A 6000-nucleotide genomic window follows, 5' to 3' on the forward strand; every position below is an offset into this window, starting at 1 on the left:
GTCGAAAACATCGGTGAGCGCTTGACAGCGCGCCGTCCGCGGTAACGAAAACTTCAGATCTTTCTTAGGCGGACCCATTGCTCAGCTGTTCAACGGCACAGCCGTATTTCAGCCTGTAGGCGGCAACGAAATCCTCATCGCTGCAGATGCAGCGGCCGCTGGAATCTTTGGCTTTCGGATCATGGAGGTAAGAACCAAGGGGGCGCGGTAGATTCACGCGAGTGCTGGTCGTCGGACTCATCGGAAAACCCGCACTATGCTTGACCAGGTCTGCGGCAAGCATGATCCCGGCAATCGCTGATTGAAAGGCCATCGGAACCACGGTTCGAAGGAGACGACTTCCATTGCCAAGCTGGGATGTCGGCCAGTTCCTCGAGTGGTGCCAGGCGCAGGGCGTGCGCGACATTCCTGACGGACCGCAAAGCGCCCACTTTCGGTCGTTCAGGTCGGCGCAACCAACTCCCGAAAGCTGCCAGTCACGATGGCCGCACGTCAAAAATCCCAGGGACTCTCATCGAAATCGGAGGGAACTTGGAGCTCTGGTCAACACCATAGTGCCTGGGTGCGTGCTTTCAGCCTTGCGCCCCAAAGCGGCCCTTTGTTTTGCGATCCGCGCTGCGGCAGCGGCTGAGTTCAACGAGATCATAATCAGAAAGTTCGGCGTACGCGGGAAGTCACATCATCGGTCGAAAGTTCGTAGTCATGTGCATATGGGCGCGCCTCGACAAAGCCATCCGCATTTTCACCCTCTGCGATCTCATATCCAGATGGATCAAGCCAAACCATCCGTCCATCCCTCAGAATTGGGAGAACAGCGTATGTGCCTCGATTGCCCGTCGTTCCCGTCAGATTGACATCGACCCTACGCACTGGACGGTTGGGGCCCGCAGCGGGACGACGGCTACGCGCCCATTCCAGGTAATGATTTGGATCGATGAGATCGTCGCCACCAGCTTCCTCAAGTCCGGGCTGCTGATTCAACCAATCGACAAAAGCGGGTCGCAGTTGCTCGGCCTCAGCGCGTGATCTTGCCATTCCCTGTGAGAGGATAAACGCGACGAGGGGCTCGAGTGTACCCCAGCGTAGCAGTTCCTTAGCCCAGAACGCGAACCATGGGAGCTCTGTTACATCCTTCCAGTTTGCGAGACTCGGAACTTCAAACGGATCTGCAGACCGCTCCGTCCAGCGTCGCGCAACAACAGCACCGACAGCCACACCGAGACGAAACTCAAAATTGTCAGCTACGAAAATCTGCCAGTCGCGGAGATTGTCCGGCTGTGGGCCGGCCGCCCCAGCTGCCTTCATCCACCAACCAAGCACTCCCCGCCAGTTATTGAAGAGATTCTGTGATGTGATGCTATCGCGCACCAGATATCCGTAACCTTGATCGGTTGCGACTTCTCTGCCAAGGCCATTGAAGATTGCAAGCCGTTCATTGTCAGGGAGGTCGCCATACGCATCGGCATCTTCGAGTAGCTCAAGCAGCGTGTCGGCGACGATATCAAAACGTCGGCCCACCTGTGGCGTGAACCCATAACTATAAAGCTTTTTCCGTTCTGCTGCATCCGGGTAGACAGTTTCAACGACGCCGCGCCCGCGTTTGACGAATGCCCGCTCCATCCAATCTTCCAGACCGCTTGATACAAGTGCAAATGTGCGCTGCCAGATACTGGCAAGAATGCCCTCTGCCTGATCGCCGCTAAATTCTGCGCCATCTATTGCGCGAATTTCCTCGATCGCCGACAGGATTAAGCCATCGAGCTCATCTAGGGTGTCGGCCAGCTGCGCATGTCCAGACTCCTGAGCCGTTCCAGCATCTGGAGAAACATCAAGTGGAGCTGTCTCTTCCAGCCACGTGAGAAAATCGTCGTCGCTGTCGATACCTTCCAAGCGCGAAGCTTCGTCGTGTAACGTCTGGAGCAGTAGTGCCAGCGGGCTGTTGTGCTCGCCTCCGCCTGCGGCGTCTGCGGTGAGGCGACGGAGCAGTGCATCGTATTCCCGTTGACAGGCATTCATCTGATTGATCTGTGTCTGCCTCGGCCCAGCAGCTGTCGTAGATATGCCCACGGGTATAGCGACAAGGATCATACCCTCCATGCCGTTTGCCGCTCCCGGTCGCCCGGCCCGGCCGGCGAGGTTCCTGAACTCGAACGTGGACAGCGGGATCTCTTCCTGCCTCGGACGGGGCCGGCCGATGAACCGTGTCCGTTTGAGCGTGGGGAGGAAAATGATATCGAACGGCAGATTAACGCCCTCGGTCAGAGTGGCCGTTGCGACCGTAATGCGGCAGATGGACCGTTCGATGAGAGCAACCATCATGCGGCGCAGGCGCTGTGGCATTTGGCCATGGTTCGTCGCGATACCGTGGTCGAGTAATTTGACTTCGTGAGAGTCTTCCCCGCAGTAGTCTATGCATACGACGCGTGCCTCAGCGAAGAGCGCGGCGTCGTCGCCATCCTGCGGCGGAGTAAAGCGCGGTGCATCCGCCCAGTCGTCGAGGGAAAGGGCCTCCGCGAACCATCGCATGGTATCTTCGGGGCTCTGCGGAATGGATATGAGAATGCGTCGGTCCGTGAGATGCAGCGCGTACCATAGAAGGGCATTCTGGGTGTTGTGGTTGAGACTGTTGCGTATACGCGGTGGGGCCTGCGGCATGGGTGGTATGCGAAGCGAGATGTACAGGCCTTCCTCTCGCCCGCGCACTGCGAGCAGCCTGTCATTCAGCATGTCGAGAGTGAGACGCGGGGTCCTGTTATTATTGCGCACTTCAAAGATGCCAACCGCCTGGCGGGTGCTGCGATAGTAACTTCCAACTGCTTCCGCCTCGGCATCCGATTGTATCCAACGTGCCACGGGGTCCGCAGCTCCGCCTGCAACAGCCGTCAGTGCGATCCGCACGATATCCGGCTTACGCGCGATGATTTTCGAAACCAAATTTTCGAGGCGCAAAGCACGGCTACTGTGGTTAGCCAGATTTTCCTGGTCACGCACACTGCCCTCGACCACGACCTGGTGTGCTTCATCCACAATAAGCAGACGGAGCCTCGCGAGAAGCATGGGGCCAACATAGCGAAGAAGCGCATCGGCCTTTTCAACCGTCGCAATCAGGACGGTAGGCAAGTTTGTTATGAGCCATGCATCGGTGATGCCCCAGTCGGCGCCGCCGTATAGCCCGGTGACCACAAACTCACGTCCCAGTTCTGACGTGAGCTTGGCCTCGACCTCACCTGCAAGCGCACGGGACGGCACAAGATACAGCGCAAGAGGGGCTATTCCATCGTTCGGCGCCATGAGCAGAAGTTCTTTGACGATTGCCATGTTGGCGATCATCGTTTTGCCTGATCCGGTAGGCGTGCATAAGGCAAAAGACGACTCATTGAGAAGCCGTTCAATGCCCTGCTGCTGTGATGACCAGAGGAGTCCGCGACCGCGTTCATACTGCACGCGCGCGAAGCGCTCGAGATAATTACTGTTTACCGGTCTGAGTGCACCCAGGGCTCGCATGGACCCATAGATCGTGGATTTTCCATAGCGCTCACACGCTGATCGCAGGAAGAACGCGAGGACCGCCACGTCATCGGGCGCTGCCCGTACGAGGAATTTTTCAATGCGCCGAAGGTGGCTCAGGGCCGCGTCGAAGCGAGCGTCATCTCCTCTCCGGAGGGAATGAGAAGCAAGACCAAGGCAGCGCACGAGTTCGACGGTTGCCAGCCATGACATGTCTTCGGCGCTGGCATCTGCGAAGTAGGTAGCTCCGGCTTCGCGTGTTGTCAGCTGCGGATGGGCGTCCCAGAAAGCTGCGCACTTTTCGACAACGACATTGAAATTAGCGCTTAGGAAGGTCGCAAAGAGTTGAAGTCCGATGTCGGTATAATCCGTCTGACGAAGTAGGCCGGTGGCCATCGCAGGAAGACCGCCCAGCTGATATGCGCCGGCCCCAAAGAGCGCGAGCGGGATCGTATTGCGGAGTTCGTCGTCTGATCGTGCCAGCCACTCGAACAGTTCGCCAGCACGTCTGTAGGCGAGCTTTGCCTCAGAGTCGCTGCCTCCTTCAAGTGTGCCCAGAATCTGAGCGGCGTGTATTAGGCGCATTGCCTGGGACAGGGTTTCCGCAGAGTCCGCCGCGGGCCACTCGAGAGTATCCACCCGCCAGCTGGTCTGTATTGAGCGCACAAACGAACGCGCCTGCAGCGGTGTCAGAACCTGGTCTTCTGCAAGGGCCGCACGGACGTTCTCGGCAATTTCGACACGGGCAGCGTCAGTCATCGTCATCATCATCGGCCCAGAGGCCATCATAAATGGCATCGATCAGCGCATCACCGTCCTTCAGAAGCAGCTCTACAACCTGAAGATCGCGGCCAGCGGTATATTCAGTCGGCATTTCCTCCCAGTCTATCAGTGGGGAACCTTTGGCACGCGCGGGCCCGGTTCCGCCAGCCAGGAGGATCAGGTCGGTTCGCTCTGATGGATCGGGATCAGTCGGGAGCAGGATGCGGTCGAGTGACTCGATCACGGTCTCAAACTCAGCCTTGGCGCACTCTTCAAGGATCATCTGGAGTTGCTTCACACCAGTAGGCACCTTGATGGCACGATTGATTTCAAACCAGACACCTCGACCATCCCGAATGACCTTGCCGTCGTCGTCGCGTTGCGCTTTCTTTGTATCCGGGTCCTTCACGGTATCGCCCAGCATAACCTTGTCGAGTTCGGAGTTATTCCACGTCGCACGCCACTTCGCTTCCCCCGCGATAAACCTTGTGACTTTTCCATCTTCATCAACGCAGATGGCAATAAAGTCATCGCCCTTGCGACCCTGCACTTGGCGTTGGCGGGCGGGGTCACGCACAAGCTGGAACAGATATTGCCGTGCGTCCTCGTGATTGCGGAAGAGGAAGACTGGCAGGAGCCATTCATGCTCCCCGACAAAACTGTAGGCCTGTGTTACCAAGCCAGAAATAACTTCGCCAAAAAGTCCACGCCTCGAAATTGGAGGAAGTGCGTTGGGGTACTGTGCGTTACAGCCGGACTCGCCATCGTCGGGGTGAAGGCTGATGCTGGCGAATTCGTGGAAGCACGTTCGTGCATCCAGATGGGCAGATTCAAAATACGGTGTGAGCCCCGCACGAACATGGTCGTCTGAAGGGATCAGCTGTTCGAGAAGGGTGTGGCCGTACTGCCCTTCAACAGACGGGAAGGGTTCCAGCCACTCATCGAGTAGCTCCTGAGGAGGTTTGACAGTATGCATATTTAATATTCATCGTCAGTATTCACCTCAGTCGTACTTACATAAAGGGCAGAAAGATTGCCATACTTGATGCGAAATTGACTGCGCCGATTGAGTGCGCGCGACGAGCCCACGGGTTTGTTCAACCTGCACCACTCTACCAGAAGGGCGGCTCGGCATCATCCGTTTCCCGGTTGAACAGTGGCGGCTCCCATGGCCGCACCTCTTCCTCGATGTGACGCTTAAGTTACTCTAACGGCGTGCGTGCCTTGTCGTGAAAAACGAATTATATCGGTACGCTGGCGCATTCAATAGTCGAGATTCATCTATGCCGCCCCAAAAGCATGTCCATCGACGACTGTTGCCACCCGACTGAGGGCATAGATCAGGGAAACAAATCGCGCACTCGGACGAAAGGCTTACGCTCTTCGATCGAAATGCGCAGCTTGGCGGCGATGATCTCGTCCAAGGACAGCCGCCGGCTTAGCGCATCCACAATGTCCATGCCGTCAATCAGAAGTATCCGCTTCGCGGTGAAGTCACGGAGGCTCGGCGGTGTGAAGCCCGCATAGGACACAACTGATCGGCTATTCTGCTTTCGGGATACAGCGAGATCAGCTTGGACGGCGGAAAGGGGTCGGATGCAGAACGGCAACTTTCCTCTGTGCAAAACCCGAAACCCGACAGTCCGCTTCTGATGCGGTGGACGGCTCTCCTCCCGCCCTGCGGTATGATCGTTGGGCCAGAAGCTGGAGGAGATCTATGATGGGCAACGT

The 6000-nt window shown here is 57.3% G+C and carries 3 protein-coding genes; all 3 read right to left on the reverse strand.

Going from position 1 to position 6000, the window contains the following annotated elements; translation table 11 throughout:
* Window positions 1-648 precede the first annotated feature (648 nt).
* The 3 genes from X739_RS138620 to X739_RS138610 all read right to left on the reverse strand — a co-directional run bounded on the left by X739_RS138620 (window position 649) and on the right by X739_RS138610 (window position 5801).
* Window positions 649-4266, reverse strand: a complete 3618-nt coding sequence (locus tag X739_RS138620) for a DEAD/DEAH box helicase (protein WP_156940023.1) — start codon at window positions 4264-4266, stop codon at window positions 649-651.
* A complete protein-coding gene (locus X739_RS138615) occupies window positions 4259-5245 on the reverse strand; it encodes a hypothetical protein (RefSeq protein ID WP_023796275.1) in 987 nt (328 codons plus the stop codon). Before X739_RS138615 ends, X739_RS138620 begins: the two co-directional genes overlap by 8 nt.
* A gap of 364 nt (window positions 5246-5609) precedes the next feature.
* On the reverse strand, window positions 5610-5801 hold the full coding sequence (locus X739_RS138610) for a hypothetical protein (RefSeq protein WP_023796276.1): 192 nt from the start codon (window positions 5799-5801) through the stop codon (window positions 5610-5612).
* Between the last annotated feature and the right edge of the window lie 199 nt (window positions 5802-6000).

It is taken from the genome of Mesorhizobium sp. LNHC209A00, from assembly GCF_000502915.1.
GTDB lineage: Bacteria > Pseudomonadota > Alphaproteobacteria > Rhizobiales > Rhizobiaceae > Mesorhizobium.